The organism is Micromonospora sp. LH3U1 (genome assembly GCF_028475105.1).
GTDB lineage: Bacteria > Actinomycetota > Actinomycetes > Mycobacteriales > Micromonosporaceae > Micromonospora.
The window spans coordinates 5,330,087-5,347,757 of sequence record NZ_CP116936.1 but is presented as its reverse complement, the minus strand read 5'-3'; the positions used below and the strand labels follow the sequence as shown (position 1 = coordinate 5,347,757).

At 70.9% G+C, this 17,671-nt stretch carries 18 protein-coding genes; 9 read left to right on the top strand and 9 right to left on the bottom strand.

What is annotated here, in order from left to right; translation table 11 throughout:
* Window positions 1–225 precede the first annotated feature (225 nt).
* Complete coding sequence (gene ctaC / locus PCA76_RS24400) at window positions 226–1,197, top strand: aa3-type cytochrome oxidase subunit II (protein ID WP_272612775.1); 972 nt, start codon at window positions 226–228, stop codon at window positions 1,195–1,197.
* Window positions 1,198–1,206: 9 nt separating this feature from the next.
* Entirely contained in the window at window positions 1,207–1,632 is a 426-nt protein-coding gene (locus PCA76_RS24395; protein WP_272612774.1) for a cytochrome c oxidase subunit 4, read from the top strand.
* A 117-nt stretch (window positions 1,633–1,749) separates the two neighbouring features.
* On the opposite strand, the gene PCA76_RS24390 is transcribed toward PCA76_RS24395, so the two are convergent.
* The 4 genes from PCA76_RS24390 to PCA76_RS24375 form a co-directional block, all read right to left on the bottom strand.
* Window positions 1,750–1,956, bottom strand: coding sequence for a hypothetical protein (locus PCA76_RS24390; protein ID WP_272612773.1), 207 nt, complete (start codon window positions 1,954–1,956; stop codon window positions 1,750–1,752).
* Between the two features lie 237 nt (window positions 1,957–2,193).
* A complete protein-coding gene (gene trpD, locus PCA76_RS24385) occupies window positions 2,194–3,240 on the bottom strand; it encodes an anthranilate phosphoribosyltransferase (RefSeq protein ID WP_272612772.1) in 1,047 nt (348 codons plus the stop codon).
* A gap of 90 nt (window positions 3,241–3,330) precedes the next feature.
* Window positions 3,331–3,726 carry a hypothetical protein gene (locus PCA76_RS24380; protein ID WP_145779657.1) on the bottom strand — a complete coding sequence of 132 codons (396 nt, stop codon included), beginning with the start codon at window positions 3,724–3,726 and terminating at the stop codon, window positions 3,331–3,333.
* A gap of 106 nt (window positions 3,727–3,832) precedes the next feature.
* Window positions 3,833–4,753, bottom strand: a complete 921-nt coding sequence (locus tag PCA76_RS24375) for a cytochrome c oxidase assembly protein (protein ID WP_442930154.1) — start codon at window positions 4,751–4,753, stop codon at window positions 3,833–3,835.
* A gap of 108 nt (window positions 4,754–4,861) precedes the next feature.
* Between PCA76_RS24375 and ctaE the strand changes: the two genes are divergently transcribed.
* The 5 genes from ctaE (at window position 4,862) to PCA76_RS24350 (ending at window position 10,032) form a co-directional block, all read left to right on the top strand.
* Window positions 4,862–5,461 (top strand): aa3-type cytochrome oxidase subunit III, encoded by a 600-nt coding sequence (gene ctaE, locus PCA76_RS24370; protein ID WP_204941347.1) that lies wholly within the window; start codon window positions 4,862–4,864, stop codon window positions 5,459–5,461.
* 70 nt (window positions 5,462–5,531) lie between these two features.
* Window positions 5,532–6,368: a cytochrome bc1 complex diheme cytochrome c subunit gene (gene qcrC / locus PCA76_RS24365; protein WP_272612771.1), complete on the top strand. Its 837-nt coding sequence runs from the start codon at window positions 5,532–5,534 to the stop codon at window positions 6,366–6,368.
* Between the two features lie 64 nt (window positions 6,369–6,432).
* Window positions 6,433–7,521 (top strand): cytochrome bc1 complex Rieske iron-sulfur subunit, encoded by a 1,089-nt coding sequence (gene qcrA / locus PCA76_RS24360; protein ID WP_272612770.1) that lies wholly within the window; start codon window positions 6,433–6,435, stop codon window positions 7,519–7,521.
* Complete coding sequence (qcrB, locus tag PCA76_RS24355; RefSeq protein WP_272612769.1) at window positions 7,518–9,149, top strand: cytochrome bc1 complex cytochrome b subunit; 1,632 nt, start codon at window positions 7,518–7,520, stop codon at window positions 9,147–9,149. Before qcrA ends, qcrB begins: the two co-directional genes overlap by 4 nt.
* 193 nt (window positions 9,150–9,342) lie before the next feature.
* The gene (locus PCA76_RS24350; RefSeq protein ID WP_272612768.1) at window positions 9,343–10,032 is read left to right on the top strand and encodes a DUF4142 domain-containing protein; all 690 of its coding nucleotides are present in this window, start codon (window positions 9,343–9,345) and stop codon (window positions 10,030–10,032) included.
* 62 nt (window positions 10,033–10,094) lie between these two features.
* Here PCA76_RS24350 and PCA76_RS24345 read toward each other — a convergent pair whose 3' ends face one another.
* The 5 genes from PCA76_RS24345 to PCA76_RS24325 form a co-directional block, all read right to left on the bottom strand.
* A complete protein-coding gene (locus PCA76_RS24345; RefSeq protein ID WP_272612767.1) occupies window positions 10,095–10,382 on the bottom strand; it encodes an Lrp/AsnC family transcriptional regulator in 288 nt (95 codons plus the stop codon).
* A 79-nt stretch (window positions 10,383–10,461) separates the two neighbouring features.
* Window positions 10,462–11,331, bottom strand: coding sequence for a nucleotidyltransferase family protein (locus tag PCA76_RS24340; RefSeq protein ID WP_272612766.1), 870 nt, complete (start codon window positions 11,329–11,331; stop codon window positions 10,462–10,464).
* The gene (locus tag PCA76_RS24335; protein ID WP_272612765.1) at window positions 11,328–11,870 is read right to left on the bottom strand and encodes an NUDIX hydrolase; all 543 of its coding nucleotides are present in this window, start codon (window positions 11,868–11,870) and stop codon (window positions 11,328–11,330) included. The genes PCA76_RS24340 and PCA76_RS24335 overlap by 4 nt, the downstream gene beginning before the upstream one ends.
* 53 nt (window positions 11,871–11,923) lie before the next feature.
* Window positions 11,924–13,717 carry a RelA/SpoT family protein gene (locus tag PCA76_RS24330; RefSeq protein WP_272619582.1) on the bottom strand — a complete coding sequence of 598 codons (1,794 nt, stop codon included), beginning with the start codon at window positions 13,715–13,717 and terminating at the stop codon, window positions 11,924–11,926.
* A gap of 128 nt (window positions 13,718–13,845) precedes the next feature.
* A complete protein-coding gene (locus PCA76_RS24325; RefSeq protein ID WP_272612764.1) occupies window positions 13,846–15,600 on the bottom strand; it encodes a DEDD exonuclease domain-containing protein in 1,755 nt (584 codons plus the stop codon).
* Window positions 15,601–15,727: 127 nt separating this feature from the next.
* On the opposite strand from PCA76_RS24325, the gene PCA76_RS24320 reads away from it, so the two are divergent.
* The gene (locus PCA76_RS24320; protein WP_272612763.1) at window positions 15,728–17,182 is read left to right on the top strand and encodes an NYN domain-containing protein; all 1,455 of its coding nucleotides are present in this window, start codon (window positions 15,728–15,730) and stop codon (window positions 17,180–17,182) included.
* A 222-nt stretch (window positions 17,183–17,404) separates the two neighbouring features.
* Entirely contained in the window at window positions 17,405–17,623 is a 219-nt protein-coding gene (locus tag PCA76_RS24315; RefSeq protein WP_272612762.1) for a hypothetical protein, read from the top strand.
* Window positions 17,624–17,671: the final 48 nt, after the last annotated feature.

Below are 17,671 nucleotides of genomic sequence, written 5' to 3'. Positions count from 1 at the left end.
ACCTTCTGTTCGCGACTGCGGGGCTCGCAACCCCGGTTCATTCCTCGCGCTCACGGATCGTTACGTTATCGCGGAGGTATGGCCAGGTTCCCCCCAATGGGGGGTGGACAGCGACCCCACCACGGTCGAGTCCGTCATGGTCGAGTAATCTGCGACCGTCGGTGACGCCTTTGCCGCCGGTGCTGACGAAAGACGCACCGCGGCGCGCTAGGGAGGCAGGACCAGGTGGTCGCAAGGAGTTCGGAGGTACGGCCGTCGGCCGTACGGCACAGCGCTTCCTCAGGGGTCGGTGGACGCCGGGGGCGTGGTGCTGGTCGGTTGGCCGGGCTCGGTCTCGGTGGCGTGGCGTTGCTGGTCCTGCTCACGGGCTGTGATGTGGGACAGGCGTTCGACGGCTTCGGCTGGCCGCAGGGCGGCATCTCGCCGGAGTCCAAGCGGATGTACGACCTGTGGATCGCCTCCTGTGTCGCGGCGCTCGCGGTCGGCATCTTCGTGTGGGGCCTGATCTTCTGGTGTGTGGTGCGGTACCGCAAGCGTGGCAACGCGCTGCCGGTGCAGACCCGCTACAACATGCCGATGGAGTTCCTCTACACCATCGCGCCGATCCTGATCGTCTCCGTGCTCTTCTACTACACGGCGATCGTGCAGACCGACGTCGACAAGTTGTCCAAGAACCCGGACGTCACGGTCGAGGTCGTCGCGTTCAAGTGGAACTGGCAGTTCAACTACCGCGACGGTCAGGGCCCGGAGGCCCGCACCACCGCGTCGACGCTGGGCACCAGCGAGGTCATCCCGGTGCTGGTGCTGCCGACGAACCGGTCCATCCGGTTCGAGGAGACCAGCCGCGACGTCATCCACTCGTTCTGGGTGCCGGAGCTGCTGTTCAAGCGGGACGTGATGCCGGGCAAGATCCGCAACGTCTTCGAGGTCTCCAGCCTGGACGCCGAGGGTGCCTACGTCGGGCGCTGCGCCGAGCTGTGCGGCAGCTACCACGCGTTCATGAACTTCGAGCTGCGGGTGGTCTCGCCGGAGAACTACGACAAGTTCCTGGCTGCCAAGCAGGGCGGCAAGTCCACCCAGGACGCGCTGGCCGAGATCGGTGAGCAGCCGTACGCGGAGACCACGCAGCCGTTCGACACCCGGCGGACGCAGGACAACTTCAACCCGGACAAAGTTCCGGCCCGCACGGGAAGCTGAGGCAGCCGCATGAAGACCGAGTGGCGTATCTTCCTGATCATCGCCGGGTTCCTCCTCGGTGCCACCATCCTCTACGGCGCCTGGACGAACGGTGCGTCGGGCGGCGTCGAGTGGGTGGGCACCGTCGCCCTGCTGCTGTCCTTCCTGCTCTGCTCGATGTGCGGTGGCTTCTTCTGGTTCGTCTCCCGCCGGATCGACCTGCGCCCGGAGGACCGCCCGGACGCCGAGATCGCCGACGGCGCTGGCGAGGTCGGCTTCTTCAGCCCGGGCAGCTACTGGCCGTTCGGTCTGGCGCTGGCCGCCGCGCTCGCCGCGCTCGGCCTGGTGTTCTGGCAGTACTGGCTGATCGGCGCCGGCCTGTTGGCGGTCATCTTCGCCGCGTGCGGTCTGCTGTTCGAGTACTACTCCGGCACCCGGCGTACCGCCGAGCACTGATCCGCCCGGTCGCCGTCGCGATCGGCCCGTACGCCTCGAAGGCCCGCATCCCCACCGGGGGAGCGGGCCTTCGTCGTTGTGCGGGGGCCGACCAGGCCCCAGGGCGCTCGGTGGGCCTCAGGCGGCGTGGCGGCGGGTGGGCTGGGGGCGTCGGCGCTCGGCCAGCCGGGTCACGGGGACGGTGAACGTGGCGATCACCACGGCCGCGCCGCAGCCGGTGCAGATCAGCTCGGGACAGTCGGTGCCGTGGTCGTCGACGCAGGGCGGCGCCTCGAACGGTGCCACGCCCTCGCAGACGTCGCAGTAGAGCTCGCGGTGCGACACGGGCGTCTCCTTCTCAACTCCAGACGAACCGCCCCCGGATGCGACAGTGGCGCACAACGGAAGCGGAGAACTACTCGGCTGTAGTTTTCCACGCGGGTCCGACAGATCCCCGGTGATCCACTCGACATCATTGATGCCGGTGCATCCTGGTCCTCCGAACACCGCAGATTCGCGGGTTCCGAGCTGACCACCCCCGGCACCCGCGGGCGGCCCACGCCGGCGTCAGGGAGCGGTGGGTCAGGCGGTGGTGGCGGTCTCGATCCAGCGGTCGAGGGTCGCGGCGGCCGCGCCGGAGTCGATCGACTCGGCCGCGCGGTCCAGACCGGCGCGCAGCGCCTCGGTCAGGTCGCCGTCGAGCGGGCCCTGCGTGGCCAGCGCCGCCGCGGCGTTGACCAGCACCGCGTCGCGGACCGGGCCCTTCTCGCCGGCCAGCAGACGACGGGCCACCCCAGCGTTGTACGCGGCGTCAGCGCCCCGCAGGTCCGCGAGGGTGGCCCGGGGTACTCCCAGGTCCATCGCGTCCAGCACGGTCTCGCGTACGGTGCCGCCCTGGGCCGCCCAGATCCGGGTCGGTGCGGCCGTGGTGAACTCGTCCAGCCCGTCCTCGCCGCGCATCACCAGGACGGAGTCACCGCGGGCGGCGAACACGCCAGCCATCACCGGGGCCATTCGCGGGTCGAAGCAGCCGACGGCGCCGGCACGGGGCCGGGCCGGGTTGGTCAGCGGGCCGAGGAAGTTGAAGACGGTGGGCACGCCCAGCTCCCGGCGAACCGGCCCGGTGTGCCGCATCCCCGGGTGGAACCGGGCCGCGAAGCAGAACCCGATGCCCGCCTCGGTGACGCAGCGGACGATCGCGTCCGGATCGAGGTCGAGCGGGACGCCGAGGAACTCCAACAGGTCGGCTGTGCCGCAGGAGGACGATGCCGCCCGGTTGCCGTGCTTGACCACGCGGACGCCGGCACCCGCCACCACCAGAGCGGCCATGGTGGAGATGTTGACCGTGTGGGCGAGGTCACCGCCGGTGCCCACCACGTCCAGTGCGGTGGACCGCAGCTCGTCGGGGAGGTCGACCGGGACGGCCCGGCTCAACATCGTCTCCACCAGCCCAGCCAGCTCGGCCGATGTCTCACCCTTGGCCCGCAGCGCCACCGCGAAGCCCGCGACCTGCGCGGCGCCCGCCGACCCGGCCATGATCTCGCCCATCGCCCAGGCGGTGTCGGCGGTGGACAGCTCCTCGCCGCGCAGCAGCGAGTTGAGCAGGTGCGGCCAGGTCCGATCGCCCATGGCGGGCCTCCCGAGCGTGCGAAGTGCGGGTGGGCTGGAACCGGCGCCGACTGGTCCGGCGCCGTGTTGGTGCCGGAGAGCGTGGGGACGTCAGGCGGGTGCGTGCGTCCGCAGCAGCTCGGCCACCGTGCCTCCGGTGGTCACCGGGTCGAGCGGGTGCACCAGCGTCGCGTCGACCTCGGCGTACGCGGCGAGCCATCGGTCGGCGGCGCGGGCGATCACCAGGCAGGTCGGGGGAGCGTCGTCCCGGTCGTCCTTGATCTGGCGGGCGATGCCGATGCCGCCGCCCGGGCTCGCCTCACCGTCGAGCAGCAGCAGGTCGATCTCGTAGTCGTCGACCAGCCGGATGGTCTCCGCGTAGGTCGACGCGTCGACGAACTCGATCTGCAGCCCGGGCGCGGGCCGGGTGCCGACGGCCATCCGCATCCGATCACGGACCTGCGGGTCGTCGCTGTAGAGCAAGACGGTGCAAAGACGATCGCTCATGCTGGACTGACTCCCACCTCGTAGCTGCCCGCCGATCGTACCGTTCGGCGTGACGTAGCTGACATCCCGCCCGTCGCCGCCCGTCGGGGCGTACCGTCCGGGCAGCTCAGGCGGCTGCGGCGTCGGCGGCGCGCTCGCGGGCCTCCTGGCGATCCAGCTCGCGGTCGACCCGGCGGGCCTCGCGTTCGGACTGTTTGACCCACTGGACCACCAGGACCGCGAGCATGGTCACACTGACGAACTCACCGCCGGCCCAGAGGATGCCGCCGGCGACCACCTGGTCCGCCCAGGGGTCGGACCAACCGAGGTTGAGGGACGGGTACCAGTCGCCGCCGAAGAGCGTGCTGCTCTGCATGATGGTGAGGCCGAGCACGGTGTGGAACGGCACGGACAGCAGCATCAGCAGCGCACGCGCCGGGTACGGCCAGCGGCCGGGCAGCGGGTCCAGGCCGAGCAGCGGCCAGAAGAACACGCAGCCGGTCATGATGAAGTGCGCGTGCACCAGTTCGTGTGCCCAGGCGTGCTCGAGGGTGAAGCGGTACAGGTCGCTGAAGTACAGGACGAACGGGTTGACCACGAAGATGGCGAACGCCACCAGCGGGAAGCTGTAGACCCGGGCGACGCGGCTGTGCACGATCGCGAGCAGGCGCTTACGCGGCCCGACCGGCAGCGTGCGCAGGGCCAGGGTCATCGGCGCGCCCAGCGCCAGGAAGATCGGCGCCACCATCGACAGCACCATGTGCTGGATCATGTGCACGGACAACAGCGCCGTGTCGTACGCGTGCAGCCCGCTGACCGTGACCAGCGCGATACCGCCCAGCCCGGGGCCGATGAAGAACACGGTACGGGCGATCGGCCAGCGGTCTCCACGTATGCGCAGACGGTGTACCCCGTAGAGGTACAGGCCGGCAGCGAGCACAAGGCCGAGGGCCAGCCAGCTGTCCAGCCGGGTCTCGGTCAGCACCGCGCCGACGGTGAACGGCGGCGGGGCCGAGGTGGCGGCGAAGATCGGATCGACGTGCAGCACGCTTTTCAGGCTAGGCCAGGCGAACCGGACCCTGACGCTCGGGCCACGGAAGGCGCAGGTTTGCCACCCCGCTGATCGCCGGCCCCGGTCAGGGGCAATAATGACGGCGTGACTGCGGCCCCAGCCATTGACAAGAGCCGGATCCACTCTCTGACCCGACCGAACATGGTCAGCGTCGGGACGATCGTGTGGCTCTCCAGCGAACTCATGTTCTTCGCGGCGTTGTTCGCGATGTACTTCTCTATCCGCGCGGCTGCGCCGGAGCAGTGGGAGAAGCACACCGAGTCGCTGAACATTCCCTACGCGACCACCTTCACGGTGATCCTGGTGCTGTCCTCGGTGACCTGCCAGCTTGGCGTCTTCGCGGCGGAGAAGGGCGACGTGCACGCGCTGCGGCGCTGGTTCACCGTCACGTTCGTGATGGGCCTGATCTTCGTGCTCGGCCAGCTGAACGAGTACCGGCACCTGGTCGCCGACGGCGTCAAGATCAACGGAGACGGTTACGGGTCGGTGTTCTACCTGACCACCGGCTTCCACGGCCTGCACGTGACCGGCGGCCTGATCGCCTTCATCATCTTCATGGTCCGCACGACCATGGGCCGGTTCACTCCGGCGCAGGCGACCTCGGCGATCGTCGTGTCGTACTACTGGCACTTCGTCGACGTCGTGTGGATCGGGCTGTACGCCATGATCTACTGGCTCCAGTGATCTTGCGCGTCACATTCCGCGCTGCTGCTCCGTCCCCTGAGACAGGTCCAACCGGTTAAGGACACCGCTCATGACTTCTGACAACGACCGCCGACGCGGTCTGCTCGCGCGGTTGCGCGAGCGGCCCGCCGCGCGCAGCAGGGGCCGCCGCCGGCTGGGCGCCGCGGTCCGGCTGATCGCCGCGCTGATGCTCGCCGGCGGCGCCTACACCGTCTTCGCCCCGGGTGCCCAGGCGCAGGACAACCCGCAGCTGACCGGCGCCGCCGCCGAGGGCAAGGCGCTGTTCGACGTGAGCTGCGTGACCTGTCACGGCCGCAACGCCCAGGGTGTCGAGGGCCGCGGGCCGAGCCTGATCGGCGTCGGCGCGGCCTCGGTCGAGTTCCAGGTCAGCTCCGGGCGGATGCCGCTGGCCCGCCAGGAGGCCCAGGCACACCGCAAGCCCCCGGTCTTCACCGACGAGCAGACCCGTCAGCTCGCCCAGTACATCCAGGAGCTTGGCGGCGGCCCGGTCGTGCCCGACGGCGACGATCTCGGCGAGGACGGCAACGTCGCGTCCGGCGGTGAGCTGTTCCGGATCAACTGCTCGCAGTGCCACGCGTTCGGTGGTGGCGGCGGTGCGCTCTCCTCGGGCAAGTTCGCCCCGAGCCTGCACCCCGCGACCGACCGTCAGATCTACGCGGCGATGCTGAGTGGCCCGCAGAACATGCCGGTGTTCGGCGACAACCAGCTTCGGCCGGAGCAGAAGGCCGACATCATCGCCTACATCCAGGAGACGCTGAAGCACGACCAGGACCCGGGTGGGTTCAACCTCGGGCGGTACGGCCCGTCCACCGAGGGCCTGGCGATCTTCCTGGTTGGCATCGTGGCGCTCGTCTTCGCCAGCCTGTGGATTGCGGGCAAGTCGTGACCGAGCGGATCATCCGATTCAGTGCTGTGGTGCCGCTCGGCGCCACCCGTAGCGAGGTGACGGCATGAGCACCCACACCGAGCACCAGACCCCGCAGGGTCCGGAGCCGCTCGACGTGAACGACCCCAAGCTGACCCGGTTCGACATCGTTCGTGAGGGCGCGCGTCGGGACGACATCGAGATCGTCCACTACGAGCCGCAGGTGCTACCCGGCACCAAGGCGGAGCGTCGGCTGACCCGGGTGGTCGCCGGGCTCTTCCTGATCACCGGTCTGGCCGCGACGGCCTTCCTGGCCATCTACATCTGGTGGCCGTGGCAGTACGAGCCGGGCCGTGGCGGCGACAAGTTCTACACCCCGCTGCTCGGGTTCACCCTCGGCGTGGCGCTGCTCGCCGTCGGCTTCGGCATCCTGACCTGGGGCAAGAAGTTGCTGCCCAAGGAGGTCTCGATCCAGGACCGGCACGAGGGCCAGGTCGACTCCGAAGGCCGCACCATCACCGGCCAGACCATGCTCTACATGGCTGACGAGCTGGGTGTGAAGCGTCGCCCGCTGCTGGGTATCTCGCTGCTGGCCGGTCTCGCGCCGGTCGGCGCGGTCCTGGCGGCGCCGCTGGTCGGCGGCATGATCTCCCAGCCGCACAAGAACAACCAGATGTTCACCACCGGGTTCGCCGCAGCCGACGGCGGCGAGCGGATCCGCCTGGTCCGCGAGGACGGTCGCCCGATCCGCCCGGCCGACATCAGCGCCGGTGGGCAGCTGACCGTCTTCCCCGGCATCGAGCACGGTGTGAGCAACAGGCACGCCGATTCGCCGACGCTGCTGATCCACCTTCGGGACTCCGACGCGCAGGAGTCGCGTCGGGCCAACGAGCGGGTCGGCCACGGTGACTTCATGTGGGGCAACTACGCGGCGTTCTCCAAGATCTGCACGCACGCCGGTTGCCCGGCCAGCCTCTACGAGCAGCAGACCAACCGGCTGCTCTGCCCGTGTCACCAGTCCCAGTTCCTGATCACCGACAACGCCCGGCCCATCTTCGGCCCCGCCAGCCGGCGGTTGCCGCAGCTGCCGATCGAGGTGGACTCCGAGGGCTTCTTCGTGGCGAAGTCCGACTACACCGAAACCGTTGGGCCTGATTTCTGGGAGCGGCCATGAAGCGTCGAAAGTTAGACCTTGCGGCGACGCCGGGCAAGGCCGCGGTGGGAGTGGACGACCGCTTCCAGGTGGCCACGCCGCTGCGCAAGCTGCTGAACAAGGTCTTCCCGGATCACTGGTCCTTCCTGCTTGGCGAGATCGCGCTGTTCTCGTTCGTCGTGCTGCTGCTGACCGGTGTGTTCCTGACCCTCTTCTACGAGCCGGCGATGACCGAGGTGGTCTACGACGGCAGCTACGCGCCGTTGCAGGGCACGCCGATGTCCGCCGCGTACGCCTCCAGCCTGGACCTGTCGTTCGACGTCCGTGGCGGTCTGGTGATGCGACAGATGCATCACTGGTCGGCGCTGCTGTTCATGGCCGCGATCGTCGTGCACATGCTGCGGGTCTTCTTCACCGGCGCCTTCCGTAAGCCGCGCGAGACCAACTGGATCATCGGCTCGCTGCTGTTCTGGGTCGGCTTCCTGGCCGGCTTCACCGGCTACTCGCTGCCGGACGACGGCCTGTCCGGCACCGGTCTGCGGATCGCCTCGGCGATCATGCTGTCCATCCCGGTGATCGGTTCCTGGGTCACCTCGTCCATCTTCGGTGGCGAGTTCCCGGGCACGATCATCATCAGCCGGTTCTTCATCGCCCACGTGCTGCTGATCCCGGGTCTGCTGGTTGCGCTGATCAGCGTCCACCTGGGGCTGGTCTTCAAGCAGAAGCACACCCAGTGGCCCGGCCCCGGCCGGACCAACGGCAACGTCGTCGGCGAGCGGATGTTCCCGCGGTACGCGTTGAAGCAGGGCGGCTTCTTCATGGTCGTCTTCGGCGTCATCGCGCTGATGGGCGGTCTGTTCCAGATCAACCCGATCTGGCTGTTCGGCCCGTACGAGGCGTGGGTGGTCTCGGCCGCCAGCCAGCCCGACTGGTACGTCATGTTCCTCGACGGGTCGACCCGACTCATGCCGGCCTGGGAGATCAACATCCCGCTCGGTGACGGGTACGTCATTCCGCCGCTGTTCTGGCCGACGGTCGTGCTGCCCGGCATCCTCGTGGGCCTGTCGACGATGTATCCGTTCCTGGAAGCCCGGCACCTCAAGGACCGCAAGAGCCACAACCTGCTCCAGCGGCCCCGCGACGTCCCGGCCCGGACCGCGGTCGGCGCCATGGCCGTCACGTTCTACATCGTGCTGACGCTCACCGGCGCCAATGACGTGATCGCCGACAAGTTCCAGATCAGCTTGAACGCGATGACCTGGGCTGGCCGGATCGGTCTGCTGGTGCTCCCACCGATCGCGTACTACGTCACGTACCGGCTCTGCCTGGGTCTGCAGCAGCACGACCGGGAGGTGCTCGCGCACGGCGTGGAGACCGGCATCATCCGGCGCATGCCGGACGGCCGGTTCGTCGAGGTGCACCAGCCGCTCAGCGCGTCGAACGGGCACGCGGACGGTCACGGCGAGCTGGAGTACGTCGGCTGGGTCGTGCCGAAGAAGATGAACCGGCTGGGGGCCCTCGGCCCGGCCATCCGGGGCTTCTTCTACCCGATCGAGAAGCCGGTCGAGGCGCCGGTCTCGCCGGGTCACCCGCCCGTCGAGGCCCGGCCCGAGCGCGAGGAGATCGGCAGCGGCGAGAGCCGCCGCTGACCGCCCAAACGCACCGTTACGTGGCGCCCGCCGGGATTCCGGCGGGCGCCACGTCGTATCCGTCCCCACCGCCCATCCGACCAGGAGTCGGACGGTCACGGCGGGACCGGTCGACCCCGCGCGACGGGCGATCGCAGGAATAACCCCCGTGAGCCGGGTATCCGTGCGGTCCAACGTCTCAAGGGGGGGAAGCATGTTGGGTATCAAACGCCTCGGCCTGTTGGCCGCGCTGGTACTGGTCGGTGTCGCGCCGGCTGCGGCCGCGCAGGCCGCGGCACAGCCGTCGACGCAGGACACCCAGTACCTGCAGGCGGTACACCAGGTCAACCTGTTCGAGATCACCGCTGGTGACCTGGCCCAGCAGAAGGGTCAGGACCAGGGGGTCAAGGACCTGGGCGCGATGTTGAAGACCGACCACACCCAGCTGGACCAGACGGTGCAGCAGACCGCGTCCCAGCTCGGGGTGGAACTGCCGAACGAGCCCAGTGCCGATCAGCAGGCGGTCATCAACAAGCTGAACAACGCCAGCGGCGCGGAATTCGACCGGCTCTGGGTGACCAGTGAGTTGGCTGGCCACGTCCAGGCCATCCAGGCCACCCAGACGGAGATCTCGCAGGGCTCCGAGCAGTCGGTGGTCCAGTTGGCCCAGACCGCTCTGCCGACGCTGCAGGCGCACTACGACGAGTTGGTGCAGCTCGCCAACCAGTTGGGCATCCCGGTTCCGCAGACCAGCGCCAGCGGTACGCCCAGCCCGGGCGGCACCGGCACTGAGTCGCCGGCCCCGGGCGGCACCGGCACCGAGTCGCCGGCTCCGGGCGGCACCACTGAGTCGCCGGCTCCGGGCGGCGGCACCACCGAGACGCCGGCTCCCAGCGAGAGCTGACGTAGCGACGACAGCAGACGGCCGGTCCACCCGCGCGGTGGACCGGCCGCCGTGCGTGCGGGTCAGTCGGCGCTGGCCAGGCCGATCGCGAACGCCTCCTCCAGGTCGTGCTGGGAGTACGCCCGGAACGCGATGTGCGAGTCGGTGTTCAGCACACCCGGCACCTTGGAGATGCTGCCCGCGATGACCTGGGCGATCTGGTCGAACTCGCGGACCCGGACGATGGCGATGAGGTCGACGTGCCCGGCCACCGAGTAGACCTCGCTGACGCCGGGAAGGTTGGCCAGGGTCTCCGCCACCTCGGGGATCGCGTCGGTGGCGCAGTCGATCAGCACGATCGCGGTGATCACGGGGCATTTCTCCGTTCGTCGGCGTCGTCGCCCATGCTAGATGTTTCCGCCCGGGCGTGGAGTCGGGAGCCGTCGAGGCTCAGCCGTGCGCGGCGGCGGGTACGGTGCAGCCGTCCCCGGCTCGGATCGCGTCGCGCAGCCGCTCGCCCTCGCGCACCGTCGCGCCCGGCCACACCACCGTGCGCCACACGTCACCGTTGACCCGCGCACCCGCGCCGACCACCGACTCCACGCAGCGACCGGTCACCGTGGCGGACGGGTCCACGATGGCCCCGCCGGCTGCGGCGTGCAGGTTGGCAGCCAGATAGTCGGCGGGGGTGCCGGTGTCGTAGAAGGTGCCCGCGTAGGGCACCACCTCCAGGTCACCGGCTGCCTCGGCCGGCCGCCACAGGGCGCGGACCAGGTTGGAGAAGACGGCCGGCAGGTCGCGGACCAGCCGCCAGGGCAGCAGCGAGAAGCCAGTGAAGTAGTGCCCGCTGAAGGTGCCCGGTGCGGCCGGATCGGCGGCGGGCTGGCCGAGCAGGCGTACGGTGTGCCCGTCCCACCCGTCGAGCAGGGCGGCCACGTCCGGCCCCGGCGGAGCCGCCGGGTCGGCGAGGTACGCGTCCGCGTTGCCGACCAGCACCGGCCGTCCGTCGATCCAGTCCCGCAGATTGGCCACGCCGCCCGCGGTGCCCAGCGGGTCGCCCGGCTCGACGGACAGGTGCGCGCGGTCGCCGACGTGCGCGACCACCTGCTCGCCGAGGTAGCAGGCGTTGACCGCGACCCGGGCGGGGCCGGCCAGGCCGAGCCCGCCCAGCCGGGTCAACGCGCGGTCCAGCAGTGGCACGTTGCCCACCGGGCAGAGGGCCTTGGGCAGTCGTTCGGTGAGCGGGCGCAGTCGGGTGCCCTCGCCGGCGGCGAGCACCACCGCGCACAGCTCCCCAGGCACGTCAGCCGCGCCGGTCATGGCAGGTTGTCGGGGACCGGTGGAGGGAACTGCCCGGCCAGCGGCCCGATGTCGTAGTAGGCGAGCAGCCGGGCGGTCGGCCAGGTCAGCTTGGGCAGGTCGTCCAGGGGGTGCCACGCGGCCTCGAAGACCTCCGCGCCGTCGACCGCCAGCTCGGTGCTGGACGCCGGCACCTCCGTCTCGAAGACCATGTCCACCCAGCCCTTGGCGTGCACGATCGCGTTCGGCACCGCCGGACGCAGCCGGGACGGGGGGAGCCGGACGCCGGACTCCTCGAACAGCTCGCGGGCCGCGCCCACCACCGGGGGCTCGCCGCGATCCAACAGACCGGCGGGGAGTGACCAGCCCTTGCCGGGTGGCTGGCGCAGCATCAGCAACCGACCCGCGCCCGTCGCCTCGGCGTCGCGGACCAGGGTCACCGCGCCGACGATGTACTTGGGCACGGCCATCCGGACCAGGCGCCGACGCACCGGCAGAGGCATCCGGTAGAAAGCCTGGTAGAAGATGGCCCGACCGGTGGCGCGGGAGCGGGGGATCATGACTCCAGGCTAGTGGTCACGAAAGTCCTTCGGACGCGCTGGGGCCCGCCCGGTCACTGCCGGTGGTCGACCAGGTCGATGAGCTGGCGTACCACGGTGTCCGGTTCGATGACCCGGTCGAAGACCGCGACCAGCAGGGTCTCCAGGTCGGGGTAGCCCAGTTCCTCGGAGAGGCGCAGCAGCGGCAGGTCGCTGGCGAGACCCCGGTTGTGTTGACGCAGGGCGAGCCCGATGGTGGCCCGACCGAGGCGGACCTTGTCGCTGATCGTGATGCCCGGCTCGGTGTGCTCGGCGAACCACCGGTTGATCTGCATCTGCGCGTGCGGCGACTTGACGAAGCTCAGCCACTCCCGGCGGGGGCCACGCGGCGCGACACCGGCCTCGAAGCCGTTGTCGCCGTCGTTCTCGGTGAAGATCTCCACCACGTCGCCCTCGTCCAGCTCCGAGCTCAGCGGGGCCAGCCGACCGTTGATCCGCGTGGCGAGGCAGTGGTCGCCCCGTTCGTTGCCCAGCTCGTAGGCGAGGTCGACCGGCGTGGCGCCGGCCGGCAGCACGACCTGGCGCCCCTCGGCGAAGACCTGGATCTGGCCCTCGGCGAGGTCGCAGCGCAGCGATTCGAGGAACTGCGCCGGGTCGGCGGCGGCCGGCTCCCAGTCGAGCACCCGGCGCAGCCAGTCCAACTGCTCGGCGCGCGCCGCTGCGCTGCTGCTCCCCGAGCGGGGAAAGCGGAAGTCGGCGGCGATGCCGTACTCGGCCGAGCGGTGCATCTCCTCGTTGCGGATCAGCACCTCCACCGTGCGGTCCTGCGGGCCGCAGACGCTGGTGTGCAGCGAGCGGTAGAGGTTGTTCTTCGGTGAGGCGATGAAGTCCTTGAAGCGGCCGGGCACCGGCCGCCAGGTGCCGTGGATCGCGCCCAGCGCCGCGTAACAGTCGGTGGCCGGGCCGTCGACGACCACCACGATGCGGGGCAGATCGTACGGGGCGGCGTGGTCGCCGGCGATGGTGTCTTTCCAGATCGAGTAGAGGTGCCGGGGGCGGGGGCTGACCTGCGCGTCGACCCGGCTGCGGCGCAGCGCCACCCGGGTCCGGGTGACCACCGAGTCGAGGTACGCGTCCCATCCCGGCCGGTCGTGCACGTGCCGGGCCAGCCGGGCGTGCTCGTCGGGCTCCAGGTGCATGAGCACCACGTCGTCCAGCTCGCGCTTGAGGGTCTGGATGCCCAACCGGTCACAGAGCGGGACCAGCACCTCCTGGGTCTTGCGGGCGATCCGTTCCCGCGACGACGCGGAGCGCACCCCCAGGGTGCGCATGTTGTGCAGCCGGTCGGCCAACTTGATGATCAGCACCCGGACGTCCTTGGCGGCCGCGACGATCATCTTGCGGATCGTCTCCGCCTCGGCGGCCTTGCCGTAGAACGCCTTGTCGAACTTCGTCACCCCGTCGACCAGGTGGGCCACCTCGCCGCCGAAATCCTCGGAGAGCGCCTGGAGGGTGTAGCGGGTGTCCTCCACGGTGTCGTGCAGCAGTGCCGCGACCAGGGTGGTGGTGTCCATTCCCAGCTCGGCGCAGATCTGCGCCACCGCGAGGGGGTGGGTGATGTACGGTTCCCCGCTCTTGCGGAACTGCCCGCGGTGCATGTTTTCCGCGATCGTGTACGCACGTCGCAGCACTGCGGGGTCGGTGCCGGCGTGGATGCCCCGGTGGGTGCGAACCAACTGGGTGACGGGGTCGGAGTCGGTGGTCGGCCAGCTGAGCAACGACCGCAGCCGGCGGGCGAGCGGCAGCTCACCCGGCTGCGTCGGCAGGGCGCCCCCCAGGGCGGCGCCGTGTCCGGCGTCGACGTCCACGAGGGACACCTCCTCACCCCGGCTCCGCGTCGCCGAAGGCCGGCGGCACGGAGCAGGCCCACGAATCGGGCAGGACTGCACTTCTCTAACAGCCTAAGCGAGTCGACGTAGTCCGATCGGTCAGTTGGTCATGAGCGTTCGGTCGAGAGTTGGTGGGACGCCCCGCTCTCGGCCTTCGCCAGCAGGTCACGGAACCGCGCCGCGCCACCCACCGGGGAGGACCAACCGGAGGACATCTCGACCAGTCGGGTCTCCGGTCGTTCCAACCAGGACAGGATCCGCTCGGACTCCTCGGCGGTGGCCGCCGGCACCGGGCCGTGCCCGCCCGACACCGTCTCGGCGGTGGCCCGGATGGCGGTCAGCGTGGGCCGCGGGTGGGCACCCGGCGGGGACACCCCCGCGCCGGCCAGCCGGCCGTGCCGCACCAGCGCCAACTCCCAGCCACCTCGGGCGGCCGGCCGGGCCGCGGCCAGCTCGACGATCCCGGTCAGCGCGGCCAGCCGCTGCATCCGGACGGTGGCCCGCAGCACCGCGGCCAACCGGGACCGGACCACCGCCGCGTCCTCGTAGCGCTGGTCCCGGGAGAGCACGTCGATCCGGGCGAGCAGCGCGTCCACCACCGGCTGCGGGTCGCTGGCCGTCGCGGTGCGGAAGGGCGCGGCCGCGCTGTCGTCGTACTCCTGGGGGGTGATCTTGTGCTCGCAGGGTGCCGGGCAGCGACCCAGCTCGGCCAGCGCGCAGGCCGGCGTGACGGTGCGCAGCGAGAGCCGGTGCGTGCACTGGCGCAGCGGTACGGCGTCGTGGAAACCGGCGGCGGCCAGCTCCGCGGCCCGGCGGGAGGTGAACGGCCCGAGGTACGCGGTGTCGGTGGGGGAGAGGTCGCGGACGATCGAGAGCCGAGGATATGGACCGTCGGTCAGCTTGATCCAGACCATCCGCTCCGGGTATTTCGACCGCCGGTTGTACGGCGGGGCGTGTGCGGCGATCATCCGCAGCTCGCGGACCTCCGCCTCCAACGAGTGCGCGCACTCCACCGCCTCGACCCGTTCGGCCACGGCCAGCATCTCGGAGATCCGGGCGCGCTTCTCCCCGGCGGTGAAGTAGCTGCGCACCCGGGTGGCGATGTCGACGGAGGTGCCCACGTAGAGCGGCCGGTCGTCGGCGGCCCGGAAGATGTAGACCCCGGGGACCTTGGGCAGCCCTTCGGCCAGGTGCCGTTTGCGGCGTTGCGTCGGGGTGACCGCCCGGGCGAACTCGATGGCGTCGCCGACCGTGTCCACCCGGTGCCCGCCGAGCCGACCGATCAGCCCGTGCAGCACGTCGACGGTGGCCTTCGCGTCGTCCAACGCACGGTGGGTGGGCTGGGTGGCGGTGCGGAAGTAGGCGGCCAGGGTGCCGAGCTTGCGGTTGGGCACCTCGTCGCGGGTCAGCACCCGACGGGCGAGCGCCGCCGTGTCCAGCACACGCGGGTTGGGCCAGCGGTAGCCGTGCTTCGCGCAGGCGGCCTTGAGGAAGCCCACGTCGTACGGGGCGTTGTGGGCCACCAGCACCGCGTCGGCGATGAACTCCAGGAAGCTCGGCAGCACCTGCTCGATGGGCGGCGCCGGCACGAGCATCGCCTGGGTGATCCCGGTCAGGACGGTGATAAACGGCGGGATCGGCTGCCCCGGGTTGACCAGGGTGGCCAGCACGCCCAACTGCTCGCCACCGCGCACCTTGACCGCGCCGATCTCGGTGATGCCGCCGCCGTCCGGCGCGCCGCCGGTGGTCTCCAGGTCGACCACCACGAAGGTGGTCGCGTAGAGCGGCAGCGCCGGGTCCACCCCACCCACCGCCGGGTCGAGACCAGCGAGGGACTCCTGGACGTACTCCGCCTGTGCCATCGGCGGCACGCTAGCGCCCCGGTCCGACACTCCTGTCGCAGCCGTCTCACCAGTCACCATGGGGCTAGGATGAGAGATCGGCTCACTCACCGGGCGGTGGGCCCGGTCGCGGTGGGAGACTTGCCACATGCCCCTCACCGAGCCGCACGACGACCACCTCCCGCAGGAGGATGCGGTCGCGCTCGACGGTGCTCTGGGCAACCCGGACGACAACGTAGTCAGCGAGACATCGAGCCCATCCGACTCGACCGCAGTGGGCGACGGTCCGGCTTTCGAGCCGGAGCCGACCCTGCCCGAGCCGGTCCGGCAGCGGATCGTGACGCTGACCGCCACGGTGCTGCCCACCCTGCCCGCCGACGAGGTGCCGGTGCCGTTGCGCCGGGTGGCCAAGTTCGCTCCCAACCGGCGGGCCCGGCTCGGTGCGCCAGCCATCGCCGCCCAGCTCACCGCCGACCCGCTGTTCCGGCAGCGGGTCACCGCCCGCGTCCTGGCCGACGCCGGTGACCTCGGGGCCGCCGTCGTCGAGGGCACCGCGCCCGCCGCCGCCGACCCGGTGGAGGTCGCCGCGCTGGCCTACCTGGCCCGGCCGCGCGGCTGGCGGGAGCTGATCGACGCGAGCGGTGCCGCCGTGCGCGCCGAGGCGGACAGCGCCGTCGTCGCCGAGCTGGTCCGTGAGGCCGAGCAACGGGCCACCCGCGCCGAGCACGACCGGGCGGTGGCCCGGGTCGAGGCGGAGAAGCTCCGCGACGAGCTGGCCCGCGTCCGTGAGGAGCTGGGCCAGCTCCGCGAGGAGTCCCGCCAGGTGACTCGCACCCTGCGGGAGACTCAGGCCCGCGAGCGCAAGGCCACCGAGCTGCTGGCTACCGAGCGCGGCCGGGCCGCCCGTGCCAGCGCCGACGTGGACGCCGAACTGCGCCGCGCCCGCGCCCGGCTGGCCGAGGCCGAGTCGGTGGCCGGGGTGGCTCGCGCCACCGCCAAGGAGGCGCGCTCCGTCGACGACGCCCGGCTCTGGCTGCTGTTGGAGACCATCGGCCAGGCCGCCGTCGGGCTCCGCCGGGAGCTGGCGCTCGACCCGGTCGACAAGCTCCCCGCCGATTTCGTGGCCGAGGCGTTCGCCGAGCAGCCGGGCACCGCCCCGGCCGGCCCGGCCGCGCGTGCCCGGGACACCGACGATCCGGCCCGGCTCGACCAGCTGCTCGCCCTGCCCAGGGCGCATCTGGTGGTGGACGGCTACAACGTCACCAAGCGCGGCTTCGGCGAGATGTCCCTGGAGCAGCAGCGCAAACGCCTGATCACGGGGCTGGGCGGGATCGCCGCGCAGACCGGCGACGAGGTCACCGTGGTCTTCGACGGCGCCGAGCGGATGCACGGGTTGCCACCCGCGCCGCGCGGCGTACGGGTGCTCTTCTCCCGCAAGGGCGAGACCGCCGACGAGCTGATCCGGCGGCTGGTGCGCGCCGAGCCGTCGGGGCGGCCGGTGGTCGTGGTCTCGTCGGACCGCGAGGTCGCCGACGGCGTACGCCGGCACGGGGCCTATCCGCTGGGTGCTGACTCCCTGCTGCGGCGGCTCGCCCGCTCCTGACACCGTCGCGCGTCGGCGTTGATCGACACGAGTTCCATGATGTCGGGGTGTCCGGCCGGTGGGGATGCCCCGATATCGCTGAACTGGAGTCGATCTCGCCCCCAAACGGCCGGTCGGACGGGGTTTCTGTCGTACCCGGTGGTTAGCGTCGATGTGACCGACGGTGTTCGGTCGGCGACGACAGTGCGCCGGCTGGGCACCGCGAGCCGATCAGGAGGCGTGATGCTCATCGACTGCGACGGGTGCGCGAGGCGGGATGCCGGCTGTTCCGGCTGCCCGCTCACCGCCCTGTTCGACGAGACGTCCCCGGCGTCCGGGCTGGTCGCCGCAGAGGTCGAGGCCATCGAGGTGCTCGCCCGTGCCGGCTTCGACGTGGACGTGCTGGCCGCGCCCGCACGTCCCGCCGCGGCTCGCCGCCGTGCTGTCCGCCGGGTCGCCTGAGCGCGACACCGCGCCCGGAAGCGGGCTTCTCGCGGGCCATAGGATGAG